Below are 22,138 nucleotides of genomic sequence, written 5' to 3' on the forward strand. Positions count from 1 at the left end.
AGCGTCACTCGCTCCCCGGCGCGCACGGCATCGAGCACGCGTGCCGTCTCGTTACGAAGCTCCCGTACTCCCACCCGCATGTGCGACACGGTAGACCTCACCGAGACGCCGCGGGAGGCGTCTGACCCCAGCGCAGCGTGCGCCGTCGGCCGGAGCTACTCCGGCGAGCGAACGCTCTGGTCGCGGCGGTAGGCAGCGAGGATGCCTGCGGTGTCGGCGTCGGCGTGAAGGAACTGCTCGCCAAGGACGGTGGCGAGGTCGTCGATCACTTCCGACAGCACCGCCGCCGCGTGCCGCACGTCCGCGTTCTCGCTCGCTCGGGCCGTACGGGCGAGCTCGACAGCGTAGGGAACCGTCACGGCGAGCGTCGTCCGCGCGTCGGCGTCGCGGAAGTAGTAGGTCTCGCTGTACTGGAGCAGGTCGACGTGGACCTTCCCGACGGCGTCGGCCACACCCGCGAGGAGTGCGACCGTGGTGGAGGCCTGCAGGCCGGGCAGCGCGTCCGTCGTCCGGGCGCGGCGTAGGGCGTCGAGCCGGAGCGACAGCACGCGCCGCCGGGTCAGTGCGGGGTAGACCTGGAGCACCCATGACACCGCCGCCGTCAGCAGCGCGAAGCCGAGCAGCGCCTCGAGCGGGACGAGCAGGCGCAGCCATGCGCCGGTCGGAACGATGTCGCCCAGGCCCAGGGTCGTCAGGGCGACGAGCGAGACGTAGAGCGCGTCGATGAACCCGTTGCGTTCCCCCGGAAGCAGTCCCGGGCCGTAGGAGAACCGCTCGGGCAGGTGCGGCCAGTAGACCAGCGCGCACCCGACAACGAGCAGCGCCGCCCACGTGACGATGACGAGCACCATGGCGACCGGGCCACTGAGCCGTCGACCGCCGGTACCGAGGCGCCCGGACAGCCGCCACACCACTCGCATGAGCGCCGTGCCGACCGGTCCCCGGCCGCTGGGGTGCCACAGCGTGGTGAAGACGTCGCGCCACGCGACCAGGACGAGCACGCCACCGAGCAGGGTCGCGATCCACATCATCGGGCTCACGCCGCTCCCCTCGTCCGGTCCCGGGTCGTGGCGACAGTGCACACCAGTGCGCCGCGCCGCGCACGGCGGGCGCCCCGCCGGCGGTCCGCTGCGGTCGCGGCCCGCCCCGGCAGCATGTAGGCAAGGAGGGTGCGAGCACGCGGGGCACGGTCGAAGCGCCTCGGACATGAGCTCGAACCAGCCAGGAGGACCCGTGGGGCAGCGCATCGAGGACTACGGCGTCATCGGGGACCTGCACACGATGGCCCTGGTGGGACGCGACGGGTCCATCGACTGGCTCTGCCTGCCGCGGCCTCGACGTGCATGTCCTGGACTGGGTGACGAACGGCGCCAAGTCCCGCCTGGTCACCGAGCTGGGCGCCTCCTACCACTCGACGGCGGCCGACGACGTCATGGCCCAGCTGGCGCCGGACATCATCATCGAGGCCACCGGCACCAGCCCGGTGGTGCTCGCCGCCATGGCGGGCGCCGCGTCCTACGGGATCCTGTCATGACCAGACGACCGTGACAGTCGTGACCGGAGTCCTCGAGGCCGGCCTGTGGGGTGCGCTGGGCGGCGCCGCGCTCGTCATCGGCGCCGCCATCGCCTGGTTCGTCCGCGTCCCGGCAGACATCATCGCTGGCGTCATGGCCTTCGGCTCGGGCGTGCTCATCTCCGCGCTCGCCTTCGAGCTCGTCCAGGAGGCCGCCGACACCGGCGGCGTCGGACCGGCGATTCTCGGCTTCCTCGCCGGTGCGGTGGTCTACATGCTCGCCAACACGCTGCTGGCCCGCCACGGCGCCCGGCACCGCAAGCGGTCCCAGGAGCAGCAGCCCGGCCCCGAGGAGAACAACGGCAGCGGTGCGGCCATCGCCGTGGGGGCACTGCTCGACGGCGTGCCCGAGTCCGTCGTCCTCGGCGCCAGCCTGCTCGGCGGCGGCGGCGTGAGCACCGCCGTCGTGGCCGCCGTCTTCATCTCCAACCTGCCCGAGGGCCTGTCGAGCGCGGCCGGCATGAAGAAGGCGGGCCGCAGTGCGCGATACGTGTTCGGGGTGTGGATCGGTATCGCCCTCGCCAGTGCGCTCGCCGCCGCCCTGGGCTACCTCTTCCTCGGCTCTGCCTCACCGCAGGTCGTCGCCGTCATCACGGCGGTGGCGGCCGGCGCCATCCTCACCATGCTCGCCGACACGATGATCCCCGAGGCGTTCGAGCGCACCCGGGCGCTGACCGGGCTCATCGCGGCGATCGGGTTCGTCACCGCCTTCGCGATCAGCCGGGCAGGCGGCTGAGGCGGCGTCCCCGACGGCGGCCGCAGCGACGCGAGCTGCGCCGTCGCTTCACCGGGCGCAGGTCGGGACGATCACACGAGACCCCAACGCACGTCGACATGTGTCACCCGCTCACGGCGGGCAAGTTACGCTGCTCGAGCCAGGGTCGCGTCCCGGCTCCCGTTCCACCAGAGCAGCAGGAAGGCTGTGTCCAGTGTTCACCAGGCCCGTTCGCGCGGGGGCTTCGTCCCTGACCGCGCTCCTGCTCGCCCTCGTCCTCACCGGGTGCGGAACAAGTGAGTCGGAGCCGACGACGACTGCCGAACCGACAACCCAGGAAGCGACACCCGAGGCCACCGACACGAGCAGCGCAACCGCCGAGGCAGCTCCGGAGCAGCGCGACGCGCTGGACCGGTACGTCGCGCTGGAGCAGGCTCAGGTGGAGGCGACATTCGACACGATGGCCGACGTCTACTCCAAGGTCACGGTCACCGCGGCGTACCCGGACACCGTCGAGTTCAGCTACGTCTACGCGCGGCAGGTGGACCCGGCGGAGGCGGCGGCCCAGCTCGACAGCATGCTGCCGACCCTGCAGACGCTGTGCGACACGAAGCTCTTCCCCGACATGGCAGCCACCGGCGTCACGCCGTCCCAGAAGGCGACCTACAGCTACTACAACGCCGACGGCTCGGAACTTTGGACGCACACGTTCGAGTCGTAGAGCACGCCCGCCTCTCACGTTGTCACGTGGGTCCAGGCCGAGCATTCGCCCGGCGCGGTAGAGGCCCGGTGCCCCGCACTGCGCACGAAGGCGCAGGCTGCACCAACCAGACCCCGGAGCACCGCCAACACCCCCTCACCGACAGCGCGATCGTCAACACGCCATGGTCGTCCATGGCCAAGCTTGGCCAAGTAGAATTCACCCATGCCAGTGGTGAACGTCGGTCAAGCCAAGAATGAGCTGTCCAAGCTGCTCGCGATGGCAGAGGCGGGTGAGGAGGTCGTGGTCGCCCGAGATGGAGTTCCCATCGTTCGCCTGGTACCCGTGCGGCAGGAGCGACCCGGGGCTCGCTTCCTCGCGGGCAAGGGGATTCTCGCTGGTCAGGTCCGGATCGGCGCGGACTTCGAGCTCACAGACTCCGAGATCGACGAGATGCTGAGCCCGTGAGGCTCCTCATCGACACCCACGTTCTGCTGTGGCAGCTGTCGAAGGAACGTCCGCTAACCCGGGCGACGCGGGAAGCCATCCTTGCGGCAGACGACGTGCTCGTCAGCACGGTGTCGTTCGCGGAGATGGGCGTCAAGATGTCCCTCGGCAAGCTCGACGTGCCACCCGACCTCGAGAAGGCTGTCCGCACTCTGGGCGTCCGGATCCTCGGACTGTCACCGGCACACGGTCTCGCCGTCGGGCAGCTGCCGATCCACCATCGCGACCCGTTCGACCGGCTGATCATCGCCCAGGCCGCCACGGACGACCTAGCGGTCGTCACTGCCGACCGACGATTCGCCGACTACCCGATCACGACGATCGCCGCCGGGTAGCGGTCGGTCCGGCTCCCAACGGTCCACCTCCACCGGCAGTCGGACGATCACTCCGCCACGGCTCGACCGGGCCGCGCGCGTCGCGAGTCCGGCCCAGATGACGGCGTGCGCCTAGCGCGTCGACGATCCTGCTGTCGGCGACGGGCGGGGTCGCGGTGGCGGCGGAGGCCGAGGGAGACGGCACCGCACCGGCAGCGGCTCACGATGGCAGTTTCCTACGTCGTCTCGCCCGGTAGGTACGTCCCGCTGATGACCACGCGCTGGGCTCGACCGGTCGAGTCCTCCGACAGCAACAGGTCCACAGCCGTACGGGCAGCGGTGCGGGTGTCGAGATGGACCGTGGAGAGTGCGGGCTGGGTGCTGATCGGGAGGGCGTCGTCACACCCGAGCACCCGAAAGTCCTGCGGCGCGTGGTAGCCGCGCGCACTCATCCCGTCGAGAACCGCGTGGGCGACGATGTCGTCGAACGCGATGATGAGTTCGCCGGGCTGGTGGTCCATCGCGCCCACCAGGCTGCGAGCGTCCTGGTAGGTGGGCTCAGCCAGGCGAAGGCGCCGGTAGCTCAGCGAGTGGCGGGCCGCCTCGGCCCGCACGCTGGCCTCCCGTTCGGTGTTGGGCCACCACCGTTCCTCGCTGCCGACGTACGCCACTCCCGAGATCCCGTGACGTACGCCGTCAGCAACGGCGTCGGCAATAGCCTGCGCTGCGGAGACGAGCACCGTCGACAAGCCGGCGACCTGGGCATTGATCAACACCGTGGGCACCTGCTCCGCCACGTCGTTCACGTGTGCCTTCGACATCCGCGGGGACGCCAGGATGAGTCCGGCGACGTCCCGGCTCACCACGGCCGCGAGCTGTCGCTCACGCGCGGCACTGTGCTCGCTGCTGAGGATGTAGAGCGAGTACCCCTTCTCCTCGGCAGTGAGCTGGGCAGCGTGGACGAGTGGGGGGAAGAAGGGGTTAGAGAGGTCGGGGACGATCAGTCCCAATGCCGATGGTCGGCCGGTGCTCAGTGCCTTGGCGAACCGGTTGTGCCGGAAGCCGAGCCGGTCGGCTGCCGCCTTCACTCGAGCGACGGTGTCCTCACGCAACAGGTGCGGGTGGTTGAACGCCCGCGACGCCGTCGACGAGGACACCCCCGCGGCCTTGGCGACGTCGGCGATCGTCACCGGCGCTGGGCGCGGCGCGCGCGGGCCTCCAGCTCTGCTCATCTGCCGACTCAGCTCCGACCTGGGGTGACGGACGCCATCGGCGTAAGCTCCGAGTCCCACAGGACGAGGTTCGCAGGTGCGCCGGGGGTGATCGTTCCTACGCTAGCGGCGCCGGCGAGCTCTCCGAGGAGGCGCCCGGGCACACGCGTGGCCATGGCGAAGACGTCGGGCACCGCCAGCTGCGTGCGCGAGGCAGCGAAACGCACGCAGTCCGCGAGCGACACCGCGGAGCCGGCAAGCAGCCGCTCGTCGTCGGCGAGCGAGAGGCGCCTGTCCGCCGAAAGGACCACCTCTCCCCCGACCGCGGTGGTGTAGCGACCTGCTGGGGACCCGGCGAGGGCGACCGAGTCAGAGACGAGGAAGCAGTGGTCCACGGCCTTGGCGCGCACGACGCTCTCCAGCACGGCCGCCGGGAGGTGGTGGCCGTCGGCGATGAGTCCCGCGTCCATGGTGCGGTCGGCGATCTGTTCCCACAGCAGGTTCGGGTGGCGCGGGATCTCAGACTTCACGCCGTTGCCGAGGTGGGTGGACAGGGTGGCGCCCGCGACGGAGGCCGCGGCGACCTGCTCTGCGGTGGCGTGGGTGTGCCCGACTGCGACATGCACCCCCAGGCGGCGCAGGGCTGAGATCTGCGCGGCGGCGTCGTCCCCGTGCGGTGAGACGGTGAGGTAGCCGATCGGGAAGATCTCCTGCCAGCGCCGAACCTCGTCCACGGAGATGTCGCGGACGTGGTCGCGCTCGTGCGCACCGCGCGGGCCGTCGAGCGGGGAGATGAACGGCCCCTCGATGTGGGCGCAGCGGACGGCCGCCGCCACCGCGGGGTCCTGCGCCACCGCGGCAGCCAGCGTCCGCAGGATCTCGGCGATGTGCTCGTGGCTCTGCGTGATGACCGTGGGCACCCAGGTACCGGTGCCGTGGTCGGCCAGCGCCCTCGTCATCCGGGAGACGTCGTCGACGGTGAGGTCGGCGGCGTTGACGTCGATCCCGCCGAACCCATTGACCTGGAGGTCCACCAAGCCGTGACTGAGCCACGGCAGCTCGGCGGCCGTGGCGATCAGCTCGAGCTGCTCGACGACGCCGGAATGCACGGTGACTCGCACGCCCCGACCGGTGAGGACGTCACGGCCCTCGTACACGTCACTCGACACGGCTCAGCGCCTCCAGGTCAGCCACCACGGTGACGTCGGAGTGGTTCTTCAGCGCGGTCGCCGGCACCTGGTCGGTCACTGCGTTCTCCAACATCGCCTTCATCGCCTCCGCCTTGGCGGCCCCGAGGACCGAGCACACGACAGTACGCGAGGCCAGGATCCGCGGGACGGTGAGGGTGATGGCGTACCGGGGCACAGCCGACAGCGCCGGGAACAGGCCCTCGTCGACCTGCTGTGCTCGCGACGCCTCGGCGAGCTCGATGTACCGCACCGGCTCCGGGTCCTCCAGGTCCGCACCCGGGTCGTTGAACGCGAGGTGGCCGTTGATGCCGATGCCGCACAGCACGAGGTCGAAGTCGCCGGCCGGCAGCGCCGCCGCGTAGGCCGACGCGGTCTCCTGCGGCGCCCCTGATGCGGGAATCCGCTCGAAGGTCGCCCGGTTCCCCTCGGGCAGGCGCGCGAAGTAGTTGTCCTCGAGCCACCTCCCGAACGCTTGGGGCGCACCGGGCTCCAGGCCCACGTACTCGTCCATGTGGAAGTAGCGCACCGGTCGGGCGTGGATGTCGGCGCCGGTGAGTGCCTGGAGCACCGGCAGCTGGCTGGGGGCCGCCGCGAGAAGGACCGTGGCCTCGCGGCCCTGCTCGTGTGCCCGGGAGATCGCCTCTGCGGCGATCCTGGCTCCGGCCGTGCCGAGCTCGGCATGAGTGCGGTTGCGAATGAGGTCAAGCATGGTGTCCACCTAGTGCTCAGAGGTAACGGATACGGCCCTTGAACCGGTCGACGAGCTTGGCATTCGCCGCATCGCCGCCCGGTGCGTTCCCGCTGGTCCACACGGCCGGGCGACCGCCCTCGGCCAGGACGCGCTCGATCGTGAGCATCTGGATGGCGTTCATGAGGAAGGCGTTGGCGAAAGTGGACACCGCCCCAGCGTTCGGCACGTCGCCGTCGAAGGTGATGACCGCATCGCCCACCGGCACGAGAGAGTCGAGGAACAGGTCGGCCAGATCGTGCAGGTTCTGCTTGGAGGGGTGACGGGCGGGGTGGTCGGCTGCGATGGTCTCGGCGTGCTGACGGGAGCTGACGCCGACGACGGTGGCCCCCAGCTCCCTGGCGCGCATCGTCGAGTCGATCACCGCGGAGTTCATCCCGTACGAGTTGACGACGAGGATGAGGTCTCCCTCGCCCAGTCCGGAGTTGTCGATGACGATCCGGCCGTAGCCGGGTGTGCGCTCCATGGACATCGATCGCAGCGCACCGCTGGAGAGCATGGTGCCCTCGTCGAGGATGGCGGCGATGTTCATCAAGCCGCCGGCCCGGAAGAACGCCTCCTGGCTGGCGATGTTGGCGTGGCCACCGGGGCCGTACACGTAGATGAGCTTGTCTTCCTGGACGCGCCGTGCGGTCTCGTCGATGACCCGTGGCAATACCTCGCTGTTGACCTCGATGACCTGTCCCAGCATGGACGTGACGTAGTCGTAGTACGTGTTGAGCATTGTCGTTCCTTTCGTTGTCGCGGTGTCGCGATCAGAAGAGCAGGCCCGGTAGCCCGATGGTGAGAGCCGGAATGAAGGTCGTGAGGATGACCACCACCATGTAGACGGTGATGAAGGGCGCCGCCTCCTTGACCAGCGGCACGAAGGAGACCCTGGCGAGCTTCGTCGTGACGAAGAGCAGGGCGCCCACCGGAGGGGTGATCAGCCCGACCATGAGGTTGACGACGATCATCGCCGAGTAGTGGATCGGGTCGATCCCCAGCGCGATCGCGGTGGGTAGCAGCACCGGTACGAAGATGAGGATCGCCGGGATGGCGTCCATGATCATGCCGAGCACCAGGAAGAACAGCATGGTGAGCAGCAGGAACGTGAACACTCCCAGGCCGGCGTCCTTCACGAAGGCGTCGATGCGCGTCCCGAGGCGGGTCAGCGCCACGATGTAGGTGAACCCCCCGACGGCAGCGAAGATCATCATGATGGTCGCGGAGAACAGCGCGGTGTGCGTGAATACGTCGAAGGTCGACCGTAGGTTCAGCGTCCGGTAGATGAGGCCGAGCAGCAGCACGTACGCCGAGGCGAGGATGGAGATCTCGGTGACGGTCGCGAATCCGCCGATCACGCCGACGAGGATGAGCAACGGGGTGAGCAGCGCGGGCAGCGCCCGAAGGGTGACGGCGAGCAGGCCATCCTTCCGGTACGGGTTGACCGCCTCGGTGTCCGGGATCCGCTCGGTCCCGCGGCTGCGGAGGACCACGACGGCGATCAGGCCGACGATGAGCAGGATGCCTGGCCCGAGGCCCGCGATGAACAGCTGCCCGACCGACAACGAGGTGACGAGGGCGACGAACACCATCGGCACGCTCGGCGGGATCACGGGGCCGAGTACTGCCGAGGACGCGACCACCGCCGCGGAGAACTCCTGGCGATATCCCGAGCGCCGCATCATCGGCAGCATCGCCGAGCCGATCATCGACGCGGCGGCCGGTGCGGAACCACTGACCGAGGAGGCAAAGGCGCTCGCCCCGATGACCGTGTGCGCCAGGCCGCCCTTGATTCCCCCGATGAAGTACATGAGGAATGCCACGATCCGCTCCGTCAAGCCGGCCTTGGACATGAGCGAGCCCATGAGGATGAAGAACGGGATGGCGAGCAGCTCGTAGGAGTCGACGCCGGCAGCCATCTGGGTGGGCAGTGCGGTGGCCGAGCCGAAATCTCCGAGGACCAGCGTGACGAGCACCGCGATGAGCATCGCGAGGAAGATGGGCGAACCCAGCGCCATCAGCAGGAACATCACGACGAAGAGCACAGCGATTTCCATCATCGTGCGTCACCTCCTTCGGCAGCCACGATCGGTGCGGACTCGGGTGGACGGATGTTCATGAGCAGACCGAACAGCACCATGAAGAATCCGAGGGCCGGGACAGCCAGGTAGGCATATCCGGTGGGAATCCCGAGCTGGATGTACTGGATGTTCATGCGTTCCATCCCGACGACGACGCCGGAGACCAGGAGGACGAAACCGATCCCGATCTCGGCAGCGCGTGTGAGGTAGGCGGACACGGCGCGAAACTTCTCTGGTGCGCGCTCCACCACGAAGTCGACGATGAGGTGTTCGCGCAGCCCGACCGCCGCTGAGGCGCCGAGCATGATCACCCAGGTGATCAATAGTCGGCTGAGGTCATTGACCCAGATCCATCCGCCCATGAGCGGCCGAGCGCCGATCTGAAGGACGTTCACCAGGAAGAGCACGAGCAGCAGGGCGCCGGCGAGGGCGGCAAGCCCGTGCGAGATGCGTCTGACGAGGGTTTCACGCCTCGTGCGCCCTGGGCCGGTGGGGCCAGGCACTTCGGAGTCCACTTCGTCTCCTAACGGTCGGACGTTTGCGCAAGCGCTTGCAGCAGCTATCGGGTCCTCGACCCGAGGCTGCGATGGGCAGGACTATCGGCCGGCGAGCGGGCCCCGGGCCCCCGGCATCGAGGCCCGCTCGTCATGCGCGGTGCTTGTCAGCTGGCATCCGCGTGCTGGCCAGCCAGCTCCTGCACCATCTCGAGGGTGCCCTCGGGCCACATGTCGCCGTCGAACTGGTCGAACTCGCCGTCGAGGGCCTCACGGAAGGCATCCATGTCCACGTCGACGACGGTCATGTTCTCCTCGATGACCTCCATCGCGGAGTCGATCTCGGCTCGGGTCGCCTCCGTGACGTCCTCGCCGGCCTGCTCCATCTCCTCCTCGAGGATCGTGCGGTGGTCGTCGCACAGGCCCTGCCAGAGGTCGTCGTTGAAGTACCACGCGCGCACGTCCCGGATGTAGTCCGTGGGCATGTAGTAGTCCTGGACCTCGAAGATGCTGTTGTTGACGACGGCGATCGAGCCGGTCTCCTGAGCGTCCACGACTCCCTGGCGCAGCGAGAAGTAGAGGTCGGACAGGGCGATGACCTGAGGCTGAGCGCCGAGCGCGACGGCAAATGCCTGCGGGATCGGAGCATCGGCGATCCTGATCTTCAGGCCCTCCATGTCCGCCGGCGTCTCCACGGGGCGGCTCGCGGTCAGGGCCCGGGGCTCGTTGTCCCCCGACGCCTCGACAACCCGCACACCGGTTGCCTCGGCGGCCTCGTCGAAGAGCTCGGCGAACTCCTCGGTGTCCAGTACCGCCTTGAACTGCTCATAGCTGTCCCACAGGAACGGCACGGTCAGGGCGGTGAACGCCTCGGCGCCGGCCAGCGCGGAGTACGTGGAGATGGTCTCGTAGTAGACGTCGATCTCCCCGCTCGCGACCCCCGCGTAAGCATCGTTCATGTCGCCGAGCTGACTGTCCGGGAAGATCTGGATATCCAGGTCGCCATCGGTACGTTCGGCGACGCGCTCCGCCAGCTCCTGGGCCGCAATCGTGCCCGGGTCGTTGGCGGTACGGATCATCGCGACTCGGATCGATCGCGGTTCGCACTGTGCTCCGTCCGCGTCAGAGCTGCCGCCCCCGCCGCCGTCCGAACCGGTCAGGAAGCCACAGCCGGTCAGGGCGAGGGCGCCCGCGGTCGCTACCGTCAGAACCTTCAGTCGTCGCATTGTCCCTACCTCCTTGTTGGGTGCTCGGCACACTGACATGCAAGCGCTTGCACGTCAAGACTTCGAGTGCACGGACTCAGCCGACGGCCTGACATCTGTCGACGGACCTCGGGCTCCGGCTCGGCGCGGCAGGAATCCGCCCAGGCATACTGACAACGACCGGCAACGCCGACCGAGGACGACGATGGCAGATGTATCGCGCGCCGCGGAGCTGTGGCGCCGCTGGGTCGACGAGGGCGTCATCCGTCCCGGCGACTACGACACCGACCTGCTCGACGCCGTCAATCCGCTCGTCGCCCCGGGCACCAGCCTGACCGTGCCCGACGTCGGTGCCGCGCTCGAGGAGTCGGCCGCGAGCGCGCGTGACCTCATCCGGGCGGTCGTGCCGCTCATCAGCTCTTTCGCCGGGATGATGCGGGACCTGCTGGACCTGTACGCCCGTGTCGGGGCCACCCAGGCCACCGGCGGCAACCTTCGTATCCAGTACGAGTTCGAGGACGGGAACGTCGTCGACGACTCGCTGGCCGCGTTCCGTACCCAGGTCGAGACCGTCGAGGAGGCGGCTCGGCGGCTGCCGTGGCTGGTGTTCCCGCGGTCGCGCGCCTTCGAGAGTCCGCTGCGCCGGCTGGAGCGGGTAGAGACTGAGCTCTCCCGCGCGGTCACCTCTCTCGACAACGACGTCGTCTGGGCCGACGACGACGCCGTGGCTCACCCGGGCACGACCGGCCTGCCGGAGGTCGATGCGGTCATCGACGACTGGTGGCACCTGGCCGTCACCTGCCGAGACGTCCTCAGGTCCGTCGCCGACGATCCCTTCTCGGTACCCACGCCCCGTGACGACGCACCCCAGATCCAGGTCGATCTCGCTCAGGCAGCGACCGACCACTGGCCGGCGTCCCAGATGAAGGCGGTGCACGGGCTGGCCGAGGTCAGCCGGCAGGGCAGCCCACCGGCACCAGGGAAGCTGCAAGCCACGGCGAGGTGGCTGGACAGGTTCTGGGTGGAGTCGCCGGCCGACGAGATGGCTGCCGCTCTCGCCGACGTGCTGTCGCTGCCGTCGTGGGGACGCCGGCACGAGCTGTACGCAGCCTGGGTCCTCACGCAGCTCGACGCAGCGCTGCCAGGCCGGCTGGAGATCGACGTCGTCGACGGCGCGATCCGGTTCCCGTTCTCGGCCACCAGGATCGCCACGCTCGATGTCGCCGGAGACGACGGCGGCCCGCGCCGGGTGGAGCTGTGGAGCGAGCTGCGCTCGGCAGCCGATGACCTCGCCGGTGAGGGCCGGACGAACGCCATCCAGCCGGACTACGTCTTCCTCGATCCGGCCGCCGGCGCCCCGGCAGGTGCCGTCCTCGCCGTCGAGGTGAAGCAGTACCTGCGGTCGGCGCTGCGAAACCCCGGCCTGGCGCTGCGCGACTACGCGCACTCGCTGCCTTCGGCCACCGTTCTGCTCGTTGCGCACGGGCCGCTCAGCCCCCGGGTCACCACCCTGACTCGGGAGGAGGACGTGGACCGGGTCGCGGCCTTTGCCCACGTACGACCTACTGTCGGGTCTCGTTGCGAGTCGTTTCGCGCCGCCGTCACCGGGGTCCTTCCCCCGCCACCGCCACCGCCACCGCCGTCCCAGCCGTCCGACGCCGCGCGACCGTTGTCAGGAACCGCTGTCCCGGGCGTCGTGGCCGACACCGACGGCATCCGGTTCTCGCTGCGGTGGGACCCGGCGGTGCACGACCTCGACCTGCACGCCCGCCGGCTCGCCACCGACGAGCGCATCTCGTTCATCAACCTGAGGGAGTCCTGGGGACGCCTCGAGCGCGACACGCGTGACGGCGGACCGGAGGAGCTCACGCTGCTCCCGACCCCCGGTGGCATCGACCTGACGGTTCAGGTGTATTCCGGAGCGGAGTCGGTCGTGCAGGCAACTGCCACGCTCGACGTGACAGCCGAGGCATCGACGGTCCGTCTTATACCGGCCGCCGGAACCGGCCGGGAGTGGCACGTGGGGCACCTTCGGCCTGACGGAAGCTTCGTCCCCGGTGTCCAGACCGTCACGAGGCTCGGGGCCGTTGAGAGCTGACGGCCACCTGGCCCGCCAACGCAACCGACGCGTTGACAATCCTGCTCTCGACGACAGGGGAACGAGGGGCCGGCGCAGGTGGCGCGTTGACAATCCAGCTGTCGGCGACGAGATGGGGCGCTTTAGAGGAACTCCTCCTGGGAGCGGCCATCGGCGTAGCCGTCGGTGCCGGGCCAGCTCGCCCCGTGGCTCAGGCCTGCGCCGGCCGCGAGCTCCTTGATCGTCGAGCCCTCGTCGGTGGTCAGCAGTGTTGACCGTGCCGCGATCTGTGTTCCGGTACCCATGTGATCGTCCTTCGCCAGCTGAGCCGGCACCGCCCGATGCCGCCGACACAAGTCGACAACAGCACAGGTGTCGCGCGCACCCTGCGGAGGGCCGAGAGTCTGCTCCTACTTTCGAAGGAGAGTGGTGGTTAGTCGGCAGGGCGACAGTCAGTCGTGCCGACTAACGACCATGCGCTGGCGCCACAGCAGGGCGACAACGCCGGCCGCGAGCAGAGCCGCGACGCCACCAAGCATCCCGGCCAGGTCGGCGCCGGTGCTGGGAAGGGTGCCGGGCTCCGACTGTGCCGGACCGTCGACGCCATCAGTGCCCGGCTGTCCGGGCGCCGAGCCGCTCTCGGTCGGGCCCGGCTCACCGTCCGGCGCTGCCGGCCCCGGGAGCGTGCCGCTGCTGACGCCTTCGTCGGTCGGTGGCACCTCTGGTCCGCCCGGGGTCGCCCGCTCCGGAACCGTGACGACGATCCGCTGATACTGCTCGGAGGTGGTGCCCTCCGTGACGTCTGCGTGCGCAGGGGCGACGCCGCCGATGGCAATGATGAGACCGGCCGCTGTAGCCGCCGCTGCGAGCCCCCGCCCGGGACCCGCAGAAGAATACGAAGGTGTCACACTTCTCCATTGATCGTGACCTCGAGGTGGAGCTAGTCGGTGACTGTAGCAGCGGGCAGCAGGCTGGCGGATGGTCGGCGCCGCCGGACGCCGCAGCGCACGGCTCGCCGGCTCAGTACCGTGGGCGTCGACGAGGCCGCTCCCCCGGGCGGCAGCACCGCACCCGAGGAGCAGCAGACGTGGCAGCAACCGACTTCGACGCCATCACGATCGAGCAGCTGAGGGCGGCCGGCAGCACGAAGTGGACGATGTTCCCCGACGCGATCGGGGCGTTCATCGCCGAGATGGACTTCGGGGTCCCGCCGCAGGTCGCTGATGTCGTCCAGCAGGCCGCCGACTCCGGCGCCATGGGCTACCTGCCCGCAGCGGACCGGACCGCCGCCAAGCGTGCCACCGCCCAGTGGCTGGACCGCGGCTTCGGCTGGCAGGTGCCGCAGGAGCACGTCTTCCTGCTGCCGGACGTGCTGTCCTCGATGCGGATCGCGATCCAGCGCTTCACCCCACCGGGCTCCCCCGTCATCATCCCCACCCCGGCCTACATGCCCTTCCTCACCGTCACCCCGGCGATGGACCGCGAAGTCATCGAGGTCCCCTCCCTCCTGGACGACGACGGCCGCTACCACCTCGACCTGGCCGGCATCGACGCCGCGTTCGCCGCCGGCGCCGGGCTGCTCGTGCTGTGCAACCCGTGGAACCCGGTCGGTCGCGTGCTGTCCCGTGACGAGCTGCTCGAGGTGGCCGAGGTGGTCGAGCGCCACGGCGGACGGGTCTTCGCCGACGAGATCCACGCCCCGCTCGTCCTCGACGACCTCCCCCACATCCCCTACGCGTCGCTCGACGAGCGCACCGCCGGGCACACCATCACCGCGGTCGCCGCGTCGAAGGGCTGGAACGTCCCGGGCCTCAAGTGCGGCCAGATGATCCTGTCCAACCCCGACGACGTCGCCGCCTTCGCCCCGTACGCCACCGACGCCGGCGACACCGTCGGCCTGCTCGGCGGCCGCGCCGCCGTCGCCGCCTACGACCACGGCCAAGAGTGGCTCGACGACGTCGTCACCTACCTGCGCGGCAACCGCGACCTGCTCACCGAGATGGTCGAGCAGATCCCCGGAGTCACCCTCAGCCCGGTCGAGGGCACCTACATCGCCTGGCTCGACTGCCGCGAGCTGGACGTCCCCGGCAGCGCCGCGACGTTCTTCCGCACCAAGGCCGGCGTCGCGCTCACCGACGGCTCCAGCTGTGGCGGCGCCGGTGAAGGCTTCGTCCGGCTCATCTTCGCCATACCGCGGCCCATCCTCCGCCAGGCGCTGGAGCAGATGCGAGACGCGGTGCTGGCCGTAAAGGACTGACTGCCCTCACCACCGCACTGACGCGCACCTCCCGGCCACGCCGGGTTCATCCGCGGTTCTCCGGCACGTCATGACGCTCAGGTTGAGTCGAAGGGCCCTGTCCCCTCCAGAGAGGCAGTCATGCCCCTTCGACCCACCGGACCGCGCCGCCTCCTGGCCGCGACCCTCGGCGCCGCCGTCGTCACCGGCGCCGCCGTCGTCACCGGCGGAGCCGTCGCGCCCACGGTCGCCGCCGCCACCGCAGACGACGCCCGCACCAACGTCATCCTCCTCATCGCCGACGGCATGGGCTACAACCACGTCGACGTCGCCAGCCTGTGGCAGCACGGAGTCGCCGCCTACCAGGACGCCGACGGCAACGTCCACCTGTCCGGCCACGGCTCGGACAGCGAGAACAGCCAGGTCTACCAGGACTTCCCGGTCCAGCTCGGCGTCGAGACCGGCGAGGTCCGCAGCCCTTCCTACGCCGCTGTCGACCCGTGGGCAGGGCCGGCGAACGTCACCCGGGACCACCCCGACGGACGCATCACCGTCACCGACTCGGCGGCCGCCTCCACGGCCCTGTCGACCGGGGTCCAGACCCGTAGCCGCCACCTCGGCATCGACGCCGACGAGCAGCCGCTCGTCAACATGGTCGACGTCGCCAGCAGCGCGGGCCTGGCCACCGGCGTGGCCAGCTCCGCACAGCTGTGGACCGACACCAACGCCGGCTTCGCGGTGCGGACCACCGATCGCGACACCCAGGGCATCGTCGACCAGCTCCTCGGGCACGAGGACCTCGACGTCCTCATGGGTACCGGCCACCCGGAGTTCAACAACGACGGCACCCCCAAGGGCTCGTTCTGGAGCCGCTACATCGACCCGCAGGACTGGACCGCGCTGCGCGCCGGCGACGCCGCCGCGGCCGGCCTGGCGGACTGGACCCTCATCGACGAGCGCAGCGACTTCCAGGCACTCGCCGAGGGCGAGACGCCCGAGCGGGTCCTCGGCATCGCCCAGACCGACGGCACGCTGTTCCACGACCGGCCCGGGGACCGCGAGGTCCCGTTCGCCGCGCCCCGTGCAGAGAACGTCGCACGGCTGCCGGAGATGACGGCGGGTGCCCTCAACACGCTCCACAACGCCTCGGACGAGGGCTTCTTCCTCATGGCCGAGGTCGCGACGGTCGACCACTCCGGTCATGCAGGCGAGCTCGGTCGGGCCATCGAGGCGATGGTCGACTTCAACGAGACGGTCGAGGCGGTGGTCGACTGGGTCGAGAGCGAGTCGAGCTGGGAGGAGACCACCGTCGTCGTCACCGCTGACCACGAGACCGGCAACCTCTGGGGGGCCGGCACGGTCGACAGCGGCGCCTTCGCGCCGATCACCGGCACGGCCGGCGAGCTCCCGACGGCGGAGTTCGCCGACTACACCGACGGCGAGCCCGGGGAGGAGAACCCGCACTACCACACGCTCCAGCTCGTCCCGCTCTACGCACGAGGTCCGGCCGCACCTGCGCTGGCGGCCGCAGCCACCGGCGAGGACCCCGTCCGCGGTGCCTACCTCCACCTGGCCGACATCGGCCGGACGCTCCAGGACCACCTCACCGCCCCGCCCGAGCAGCCGGAGCCGGAGCCGGAGCCGGCTCAGCGGTACGGCTTCTTCCTCAACGACGGGTGGGACGGCGTGCCCGAGCACGTCTTCCAGTACGGCCGGCACACCGACGAGGTGCTCATCGGCGACTGGGACGGCGACGGGACCAGCTCGATCACCGTGCGGCGCGGAGATGAGTTCTTCGTCAACGACACCCCGCGCGGCGGGGAGGCGGACCGCGTCTTCCGGTACGGCCGCCCGGACGACGTGGTGCTGGTCGGCGACTGGGACGGCGACGGCACCGACACCCTCGCGGTGCGCCGCGGCAACGAGTACCACGTGAAGAACTCGCTGCACGGCGGCGACGCCGATCACACGATCGTCTACGGCCGCGCCGGTGACGAGGTGATCGCCGGCGACTGGGACGGCAACGGCACCGACACCCTGGCGGTCCGCCGTGGCGCGACCTACCACGTGAAGAACCGGATCGCCGGCGGGGACGCCGACCAGGTGTTCGCTTACGGCCGCGAGGACGACGTCACGCTCGCCGGCGACTGGGACGCGGACGGGACCGACACCTTCGCGATCCGTCGCGGCAACCAGTACCACGTGAAGAACTCGCTCGCCGGCGGGCCCGCGGACTTCATGGTCAGCTACGGCCGGGCGGCCGACGAGGTGCTGGTCGGTGACTGGGACGGGGACGGGCGCGACACGCTCGGGGTGCGCCGCACCCCGCAGAACGCGTCCTGAGTCCCACTCCACCCCACGGCACGACGCTGCCGCACCACGGGCCCGGGTTGCGGGTTGCCACTCGCACCCGGGCCCGTGGTCGATGTACCCAGCAACGCGGCCGCTACCTGGCGGAGGCCGCATTGTGGCGCGTGTCGTCCACAGCCCGGGCGCTGTCCACCGGTGCCCCGCCGAGGCCGACGGTGAACGGTGGTCGGTGGTGGGATGGGCGGCAGGCCCGATCGCCACCGCGGAGGTGAGATTGATGAGCGACGTCGTCGCGCCGCGACCGGCACCACTGCCCACGGCGGCCCAGGCCGCCGCGATCGGCTTCCTGGCACGCTACGACGGCGCGACGCTGGCGCTGTACCGCACCCACCTCCAGGTGCTGTTCACCTGGTGCGAGGAGCACGACGTGGACCCGGTGGCCCTCCAGCGGGTCCACCTGGAGATGGTTCCGGCGCTACCTGTCGGAGGGCCGGGCAACCGGGCCACGACGGTGGCCACCCGACTGACCACGATCCGCACCTTCTACCGGTTCGCGGTGATCGACGGCTACCTGGCGAGCTCCCCGGCCGACCATCTGCGCATCCCCACCGCCCACCGCGACGAGGCACGGTTGCGGGGACTGCCCCTCGTCGAGCTGTCACACAACTCCTGCGCGGAACGGTCGAGATACCTACTCAGCGCGCTCGGCGCGGCCAGCGCCGGCCTGAGCACCTGCAGCCGGGTGAGCAACTTCCCTCAGCTGTCCGAGTCTGGAGCACACCATCTGGCTGGTCGTGGCCGGTTCATCGACCGCTCGCGGCCGCCCGTGCCACCGTCCGCCCTGGTGAGCACAGTTGGAGTTGCTCAGCGTGCCGGTGCCACGGGAGTCACCGGCTGCGCAGTGCCCCACATCACCCGCCGCCCTACCTCCTGTCCACCGGCGCCGTGCCGTGACGCCCGCGGCACACGGGCCGGTGCTGGGATGGGGCGTAGCACTGACCACCACCTCGGAGATGAGGCTCATGACCGACGTCGTCGCGCAGCGACCGGCACCGCTGCCCACCGCGGCCCAGGCGGCCGCGATCGGCTTCCTCGCCCGCTACGCCGGTCCGACGCTGTCGCTGTACCGGACCCACCTCAAGGTGCTGTTCGCCTGGTGCGAGGAGCACGGGCTGGACCCGCTGGCGCTCGAGCGGGTCCACCTGGAGATGTTCCGGCACTACCTGACGGAGGTCCGGGGCAACCAGGCCACCACGGTCGCCAACCGGCTCGCCGCGATCCGGACCTTCTACCGGTTTGCGGTGATCGACGGCTACCTGGCGAGCTCGCCGGCCGATCACCTGCGCATCCCCACCGCCCACCGCGACGAGTCACGGCTGCGGGGACTGACCCGCGTCGAGCTGGCTACGTTGCTGGAGGTCGCCCGCGCCACCGACGCCCGCCGCTGGGCACTGGTCTCGCTACTGGGGCTGCTGGGGCTGCGGGTCAGCGAGGCCTGCTCGGTGCAGGTGGAAAGCACCAGAGGCCAGGCCGGGGAGCACCGCACCGTCTCGTTCGTCGGCAAGGGTGCGAGGCCGGCGACGATGCCGCTCCCGGCCCCGGTGGCCAGCGCGATCGATGCCGCCGCCGAGGACAGGGACACCGGCCCGTTGTTCGTCCGTGACGACGGGAGCCAGCTCGACCGGCGCACCGCCCACCGGTGGATCAGGGCGCTGGGCGCGCACGCCGGCCTCGGCGATCGGCTCCACCCGCACATGCTGCGCCACACCATGGTCACCCTCGCGCTGGACGCCGGGGTGCCGCTGCGCGACGTGCAGGCCGCCGCCCGGCACGCCGACCCGCGGCTGACCGAGCGCTACGACCGCCAGCGAGGCAGCTTCGACCACCACGCCGCCCACGCCCTTGTGGCCTACGTCGCCGGCGCCACCGACCCTGACCAGCGCCCGTGAGGGCTCGCCGGTGGGACGCTCGGCTCGGCTACCGCCGGTACCGGTGCCGACGGCGGCCGGGCGGTTCTCGTCGCGCCTGCTCGGCTCGATGTCGGCGGCGCCGGCTCGTGCCCCGCCCGAGCCCGACCTGCGCTCCTCGCCGCCCCAGCCTCGCCCAGTCCTTCGACGAGCTGACGTCGAAGGAGAAGGCGCCCGCTTCCGCGCGCGTCCTCGGGCGCCTGGATCGCCCATGCCCAGCAGCGGCTCGGCAGCGCCGGCCCGCGCCTGAGTTGGCTGGTCGCCGCGACTGTCGTCGCTGCTGGGCTCCAGCGCGCCGTCGACGAGGCGGGCGCGCCGCTGCTTCTCCTCGGTGCGGGCTGCCACCGCCCCCTGCGCCGTGTCGGTGCCTCGGCGTACAGTTGGGGCATGTCGCAGAATGTTGCCGACGTCGAACGGGCGCTGCTTGCTCTCGACCACCATGATCGTGCAGCAGTGATTCATCGCGGCCTGCGCAGCCTCGACCCCGCAGACACGACCGACGTAGATCAGAACGAGGTTGATGCCGCCTGGCGCACCGAGCTGCGGCGACGCCTCGACGACATCGAGAGCGGCAAGGTCGAGCTGCTCGACGTCGACGAGTCGCACGCCCAGTTGCGCGCCGAGTTGGCGGCACAGCGCAGGTGACGCTGAGCAAACGCGAGCATCCCGAGGCCCGCGACGAACTCCGCGAGGCCGCGAACTGGTACGACGCCGAGGAGCCCGGGCTGGGCGACGACTTCTTCGACGCCATCGACGAAACCCTGCGATACCTGCTCGACTGGCCGCTATCAGCGCCGGTCATCCCGGGCTGGGAAGGTGCTCCGCCGGTACGAAGCCTGCGAGTGCGCGTGTTTCCGTACCGCGTGCTGTATTACGTCACCGATACGAGCGTCGTGGTCCTCGCCTACGCGCATCAACGACGCAAGCCGGAATACTGGCAGCACCGACTCCACAGCTGACTCCTGCCGTCGCTGCCAGCGGTCAGTCGCTGGTGGTGGTGTCGTTAGTTTCGACAGGAGAAGCCCGCGCTCGGCGATCTCACGCTGGCGTCCCGCGTTGGCAGCCGGGTCCTTCAGTCGCAGGAGAGGCGGACAGCGCACCGTCGCCGAAGGAGTGCCGGAGGTCCACAGCACTGCCACCGGCCACCGGTGCCCACTGGGCCCGGCATAGGGACACCCCGCCGACCGCGCCAAGCTCGACAGGGGCTGGAATACCCGACGATGCCGCTCCCCCGGGCGGCAGCACCGGCACCCGAGGAGCAGCGCACCTGGCAGCAACCAACTTCGACGCCATCACCATCGAGCAGCTGAGGGCGACCGGCAGCACGAAGTGGACGATGTTCCCCGAGTCGATCGGGGCGTTCATCGCCGAGATGGATGCTCATCATCGGCGCGGCGCTCACCGCGTTCTGGACCTACGAACGCACTGTGCCAGACACGTTCTCGCGGGAGTTCTCCATCGCTCTGCTCGGTGCCGTGATCACTCTCGTGCCGGCCGCTGGTCTGGCCGCGCTGGCGTTGCTCGAGCAGTGGCGGCGCGCCCGGGAGATCGAGATCCTCACTCGGTTCGCGGGCGAGACGTGGCAACGACGGGCCATCCGTGCTGGATGGATGGAGATTCCCGGCATCGTCGTTATCGCGTCGGGCAACGACCACAGCGAGTGGACCGACAAGGTCGACGTCGAGTTCACGGACTGGGCGGCACCGCGCCCTCTCGATGACGACGTGCAGCAGGTCGTCATTGCCCGCATCCCCGAGCTGATCGATCGAGCTGCGCGGACGCATGCGCCGTTCACCGACGACGACTGCGTCGACCTCGTCATCGCGCGGGTCGAGCTACACCGCGACGCCGCCGGTCGCCGACGCCCGCTGTACCGCCTGACTCCGGCACCCATGACCTACTTCCCGTTCGCCGCGACGGGCGCCGAGCTCGACCTTCCCCACGGCGAGGGCGGTATGACCCTGCGCCATCGGTTCGGTCCGGATATCCAGAACCTGCCGGAGGTCGCCGCCTTGCCCGTCCCGGCCAAGGTGGGCTCCGGGACTCTCGTCGTCTCTTCCGACCGGCGGCTGGTCCTTGGGGTACGCGGCAGCACCATGATCGCCGGGCGACACGAGAGTAGGGACGGCCGCAGCCTTGTCCACGTCGTCGCCGAGGGCGCCACCCCCGACGACGTCGATCGCCACGGACGGTTCGATCCGCTCGTCACTGCGCGCCGAGGGGTGCTCGAGGAGGTAGGGATCGGCGACTCGTCCGAAGAGGTCGGCCGGATCACCAAACTCGTCCGCACCGGCTTCTACCTGGACCAGCAGCGCTGGCAGCCGTGCTTCGCGAACATCGCCTACGTCGACCTCACCTGGGACGAGATCCAGACGGCTGCGCCGGCCGCGCAGCACTCGTGGGAGGTGGAACGGTACTTGTCGTTGCCGTTCGACATCGCCCACCCGGGTGTTCGGCGGTTGCTCCTCGACAGCCACCCGGACCTCGCGCTGGCATCGAACCATGCCGCAGCCGTGCTCTGGTTCGCGCTCCTCTACGAGCACGGCTTCACCGTTATGCGCGACCTGCTCTCGCGAGCCGTCGCAGACGACCCGCCGGCCCGGCCCCAGCCGTAAGCCTCACCGCTTCACGACATTGCCACACGGGGCGGCCCACACCGCGCCCCGTCGGACGTCCAGACCCACGCGCGAGTGCCAGACAAACCTGGACATTGCCTGTGAGCAGCCCCACCAACTCGGCAACATCGCCGCCCGTCGACTACTCTCGACAACGGACGCACGCGCCGCTAGGCGCGGGCCGGGGGGCAGGCGTCCGACAGGGCCGGG

The 22,138-nt window shown here is 70.1% G+C and carries 22 protein-coding genes; 12 read left to right on the top strand and 10 right to left on the bottom strand.

The window, feature by feature from the left end; all coding sequences use genetic code 11:
* Positions 1-155: 155 nt before the first annotated feature.
* Positions 156-1,031 (bottom strand): potassium channel family protein, encoded by an 876-nt coding sequence (locus V2J52_RS16385; RefSeq protein WP_331228853.1) that lies wholly within the window; start codon positions 1,029-1,031, stop codon positions 156-158.
* Positions 1,032-1,357: 326 nt separating this feature from the next.
* On the opposite strand from V2J52_RS16385, the gene V2J52_RS16390 reads away from it, so the two are divergent.
* The 5 genes from V2J52_RS16390 (at position 1,358) to V2J52_RS16410 (ending at position 3,830) form a co-directional block, all read left to right on the top strand.
* Positions 1,358-1,534: a hypothetical protein gene (locus tag V2J52_RS16390; protein ID WP_331228813.1), complete on the top strand. Its 177-nt coding sequence runs from the start codon at positions 1,358-1,360 to the stop codon at positions 1,532-1,534.
* A gap of 19 nt (positions 1,535-1,553) precedes the next feature.
* Entirely contained in the window at positions 1,554-2,309 is a 756-nt protein-coding gene (locus V2J52_RS16395; protein ID WP_331228814.1) for a ZIP family metal transporter, read from the top strand.
* Between the two features lie 193 nt (positions 2,310-2,502).
* The gene (locus tag V2J52_RS16400; protein WP_331228815.1) at positions 2,503-3,009 is read left to right on the top strand and encodes a hypothetical protein; all 507 of its coding nucleotides are present in this window, start codon (positions 2,503-2,505) and stop codon (positions 3,007-3,009) included.
* A 204-nt stretch (positions 3,010-3,213) separates the two neighbouring features.
* The gene (locus tag V2J52_RS16405; protein ID WP_331228816.1) at positions 3,214-3,456 is read left to right on the top strand and encodes a type II toxin-antitoxin system Phd/YefM family antitoxin; all 243 of its coding nucleotides are present in this window, start codon (positions 3,214-3,216) and stop codon (positions 3,454-3,456) included.
* On the top strand, positions 3,453-3,830 hold the full coding sequence (locus tag V2J52_RS16410) for a type II toxin-antitoxin system VapC family toxin (RefSeq protein WP_331228817.1): 378 nt from the start codon (positions 3,453-3,455) through the stop codon (positions 3,828-3,830). The genes V2J52_RS16405 and V2J52_RS16410 overlap by 4 nt, the downstream gene beginning before the upstream one ends.
* Before the next feature lie 215 nt (positions 3,831-4,045).
* Here V2J52_RS16410 and V2J52_RS16415 read toward each other — a convergent pair whose 3' ends face one another.
* From V2J52_RS16415 to V2J52_RS16445, 7 genes are all read right to left on the bottom strand, one after another.
* A complete protein-coding gene (locus V2J52_RS16415; protein WP_331228818.1) occupies positions 4,046-5,041 on the bottom strand; it encodes a LacI family DNA-binding transcriptional regulator in 996 nt (331 codons plus the stop codon).
* 8 nt (positions 5,042-5,049) lie between these two features.
* A complete protein-coding gene (locus tag V2J52_RS16420) occupies positions 5,050-6,189 on the bottom strand; it encodes an N-acetylglucosamine-6-phosphate deacetylase (RefSeq protein WP_331228819.1) in 1,140 nt (379 codons plus the stop codon).
* Positions 6,179-6,919, bottom strand: coding sequence for a 6-phosphogluconolactonase (locus tag V2J52_RS16425; RefSeq protein WP_331228820.1), 741 nt, complete (start codon positions 6,917-6,919; stop codon positions 6,179-6,181). The genes V2J52_RS16420 and V2J52_RS16425 overlap by 11 nt, the downstream gene beginning before the upstream one ends.
* A gap of 16 nt (positions 6,920-6,935) precedes the next feature.
* Positions 6,936-7,682 (bottom strand): sugar isomerase domain-containing protein, encoded by a 747-nt coding sequence (locus tag V2J52_RS16430; RefSeq protein WP_331228821.1) that lies wholly within the window; start codon positions 7,680-7,682, stop codon positions 6,936-6,938.
* Positions 7,683-7,713: 31 nt separating this feature from the next.
* Positions 7,714-9,003 (bottom strand): TRAP transporter large permease, encoded by a 1,290-nt coding sequence (locus tag V2J52_RS16435; protein WP_331228822.1) that lies wholly within the window; start codon positions 9,001-9,003, stop codon positions 7,714-7,716.
* Positions 9,000-9,539 (bottom strand): TRAP transporter small permease, encoded by a 540-nt coding sequence (locus V2J52_RS16440; RefSeq protein ID WP_331228823.1) that lies wholly within the window; start codon positions 9,537-9,539, stop codon positions 9,000-9,002. Before V2J52_RS16440 ends, V2J52_RS16435 begins: the two co-directional genes overlap by 4 nt.
* Before the next feature lie 146 nt (positions 9,540-9,685).
* Complete coding sequence (locus V2J52_RS16445) at positions 9,686-10,597, bottom strand: TRAP transporter substrate-binding protein (protein WP_331228824.1); 912 nt, start codon at positions 10,595-10,597, stop codon at positions 9,686-9,688.
* A 331-nt stretch (positions 10,598-10,928) separates the two neighbouring features.
* Between V2J52_RS16445 and V2J52_RS16450 the strand changes: the two genes are divergently transcribed.
* Entirely contained in the window at positions 10,929-12,821 is a 1,893-nt protein-coding gene (locus V2J52_RS16450; RefSeq protein WP_331228825.1) for a DUF8600 domain-containing protein, read from the top strand.
* A 122-nt stretch (positions 12,822-12,943) separates the two neighbouring features.
* Here V2J52_RS16450 and V2J52_RS16455 read toward each other — a convergent pair whose 3' ends face one another.
* Together V2J52_RS16455 and V2J52_RS16460 are read right to left on the bottom strand one after the other, a co-directional pair.
* On the bottom strand, positions 12,944-13,105 hold the full coding sequence (locus V2J52_RS16455) for a hypothetical protein (RefSeq protein WP_331228826.1): 162 nt from the start codon (positions 13,103-13,105) through the stop codon (positions 12,944-12,946).
* Between the two features lie 147 nt (positions 13,106-13,252).
* Positions 13,253-13,519, bottom strand: coding sequence for a hypothetical protein (locus V2J52_RS16460; protein WP_331228827.1), 267 nt, complete (start codon positions 13,517-13,519; stop codon positions 13,253-13,255).
* 368 nt (positions 13,520-13,887) lie between these two features.
* Here V2J52_RS16460 and V2J52_RS16465 point away from each other — a divergent pair, with 368 nt between their 5' ends.
* From V2J52_RS16465 to V2J52_RS16490, 6 genes are all read left to right on the top strand, one after another.
* A complete protein-coding gene (locus V2J52_RS16465) occupies positions 13,888-15,057 on the top strand; it encodes a MalY/PatB family protein (protein WP_331228828.1) in 1,170 nt (389 codons plus the stop codon).
* 120 nt (positions 15,058-15,177) lie between these two features.
* On the top strand, positions 15,178-17,379 hold the full coding sequence (locus V2J52_RS16470) for an alkaline phosphatase (RefSeq protein ID WP_331228829.1): 2,202 nt from the start codon (positions 15,178-15,180) through the stop codon (positions 17,377-17,379).
* Between the two features lie 980 nt (positions 17,380-18,359).
* On the top strand, positions 18,360-19,295 hold the full coding sequence (locus V2J52_RS16475; RefSeq protein ID WP_331228830.1) for a tyrosine-type recombinase/integrase: 936 nt from the start codon (positions 18,360-18,362) through the stop codon (positions 19,293-19,295).
* A 405-nt stretch (positions 19,296-19,700) separates the two neighbouring features.
* Positions 19,701-19,958 (top strand): addiction module protein, encoded by a 258-nt coding sequence (locus tag V2J52_RS16480; RefSeq protein ID WP_331228831.1) that lies wholly within the window; start codon positions 19,701-19,703, stop codon positions 19,956-19,958.
* Complete coding sequence (locus V2J52_RS16485; protein ID WP_331228832.1) at positions 19,955-20,272, top strand: type II toxin-antitoxin system RelE/ParE family toxin; 318 nt, start codon at positions 19,955-19,957, stop codon at positions 20,270-20,272. Before V2J52_RS16480 ends, V2J52_RS16485 begins: the two co-directional genes overlap by 4 nt.
* Positions 20,273-20,689: 417 nt before the next feature.
* A complete protein-coding gene (locus V2J52_RS16490; RefSeq protein ID WP_331228833.1) occupies positions 20,690-21,928 on the top strand; it encodes a hypothetical protein in 1,239 nt (412 codons plus the stop codon).
* Positions 21,929-22,138: the final 210 nt, after the last annotated feature.

It is taken from the genome of Georgenia sunbinii (assembly GCF_036421875.1).
Lineage (GTDB): Bacteria > Actinomycetota > Actinomycetes > Actinomycetales > Actinomycetaceae > Georgenia_B > Georgenia_B sunbinii.